The 2176-nt window shown below is 67.8% G+C and carries 2 protein-coding genes; both read right to left on the bottom strand.

Annotated features, from left to right (window positions below; all coding sequences use genetic code 11):
- On the bottom strand, nucleotides 1-1031 hold a 1031-nt coding region (gene trpS, locus ACWELQ_RS44325), incomplete at its 3' end, for a tryptophan--tRNA ligase (protein WP_452402953.1).
- A gap of 181 nt (nucleotides 1032-1212) precedes the next feature.
- On the bottom strand, nucleotides 1213-2176 hold a 964-nt coding region (locus ACWELQ_RS44320; protein ID WP_452402952.1), incomplete at its 5' end, for an MFS transporter.

Genomic DNA, 2176 nt, shown 5'->3' with positions numbered 1-2176 from the left:
GTGCGGACTTCGGTGAGGGTGTGGTCGGCGACCTCGTTGGCTCGGCGGTTGCCTTCTCGGAGGATGTCACTGGCGAAGTTGGGGTCGGCTGCGAATTCTTCGCGGCGGGAGCGGTGGGGGGCGAAGTAGTCGTTGACTGCTTCGGTGGCTAGTTTTTTCAATGCGCCGCTGCCGTTGTCGCCGATTTTGTCGGCGAGGGTTTGTTCGTCTGTGTCGAGGCAGAGGGCTGCGGTGGTGAGGAGGGCGGAGACACCCGGGCGGGATTCGGGGTCGAAGGTGATGGTGCGGGTGGAGTCGGTGGGGGTGCGGCGGATTAGGGCGGCGGTTTCGTCTGCTGTCATGGAGAGGGAGATGGCGTTGCCGTAGCTCTTGGACATTTTGCGGCCGTCGAGGCCGGGGATGTCGGGGGTGGAGGTCAGCAGTGCTTGGGGTTCTGGGAAGACGGGGCCGTAGCGTTCGTTGAAGCGGCGGGCTATTACTCGGGTTAGTTCGAGGTGGGGGAGTTGGTCTTTGCCTACGGGGACGAGGTTGCCTTTGCAGAAGAGGATGTCGGCGGCCTGGTGGACGGGGTAGGTGAGCATGAGGCCGCTCAATGCTCGGCCCGAAGCTGCCAGTTCGGATTTGACCGTGGGATTGCGGTGGAGTTCGGCCTCGGTGACCAGGCTCAGGAAGGGGAGCATGAGTTGGTTGAGGGCGGGGACGGCGGAGTGGGTGAAGATGGTGGCCTGGGTCATGTCGATGCCTGCCGCCGCGTAGTCGAGGACGGCGCTGTGGACGTTGTCGCGGACGGCGCCGAGGCTGTCGCGGTCGGTGATGACCTGGTAGTCGGCGAGGATGACCCACAGGTCGACGCCGAGGGCCTGCAGGCGGACGCGTTCGCGGATGGTGGCGAAGTAGTGGCCGAGATGCAGTCTGCCGGTGGGGCGTTCGCCGGTGAGGACGCGGAAGCGGTCGGGGTGGGCGGCCACCTCGGCCGCCAGTTCGTCACTGCGGTCGCGGGTGGCGGAGAAGGAATCCGAAGGGGTGGTCACCGTACAACTCCTGAAGTTTCAGTGAGGGCTGCACGAGCTGCCGTTCCGGTCAGGGGCACGGGCTGCGGACAGCCCGTGGTCATGGTTCATCGGGCCGCTAACGCAGCCGACGCCAAGCCTGACGGGTGGAATTCATCTGTCCACCTTAACAAGACATGTCAGGCTCGGCGCAGGGCATATGTCACGGATGCGCGGACACCACTCGCGGCATGGGCGCGACCGAGCCCGGGCAGGGCGCGGGGCACAGGTGCCCGGCCAAGGCGGTGTGCGGTGAGCGATGCCGCAGCGACCCGACCATGGCGACCGCTTCCAAAGCGATCACGATGAACCCGTATCCGTAGGTGGTGGCCGCGAGCCCGAAGCGCAGCACGCACAGCCCGGCGATCACGGCCGGAACACTCAGCGACAGATACGACACCACGTAGATGGCCGTCACCACTTCCGCCCGCGCCTCGGCCGGAGCCAGCCCGGTCAGCATGCGCAGCGCGCCGGAGAACGACGGCCCGAACCCGATCCCGGCCACGATGCTGGCGGCGAAGAACAGCCACACCGAATGCGTCGCCGCCCCGAGCAACGCCACCGAGACACCGGTCATGAGCAGGATCGGCCCGCGCAGCAGCGCCTGATCGATGGTCCAGTCGCGGGCCAGCAGCGCGGTCACCGCCGAGGTGCCTTGCAGCGCAACCACTACCAGCCCGCCCGCCAGCGGCGTCGAGACATGGAACTGCACCCGCATCAGCGCGCCGCCGAGCGCCAGGTAGAGCCCGCCCAGCGCCCAGGTGGCCGAGATCGACGGCACCAGGGTCAGGAAGGCCGCTCGAACCGGTTGCGGCACAGAGACTCTGGGCTTGAGCGACGCCATTCCCTGCCCGTCGGGCCGTACCGTCTCCGGGATCAGCAGCACACCGATCACGATGATGGTGAACGCCGCCGCGAGCAGCCAGTACACCAGCCGGGTCGGCGCGGGCGCGTAGGCGACCAGCAGTCCGGAGCTGATCGCGCCCACCGCGAGCCCGCCGCCCGCGGCCACGTTCGTCATCAACGCGCCCAGTCGGGATTCGGCGGGCTGCAGGTCGATCAGGGTCGCGGTGATCGCGCCGGTGGCCAGGCCGGTCGCGATGCCCTGCACGATGCGGGCGGTGAAA

The sequence above is a fragment of the Nocardia sp. NPDC004722 genome (assembly GCF_053601505.1).
Note: the sequence above shows the minus strand (reverse complement) of the source record. Positions and strands in the feature narration are given on the sequence as shown.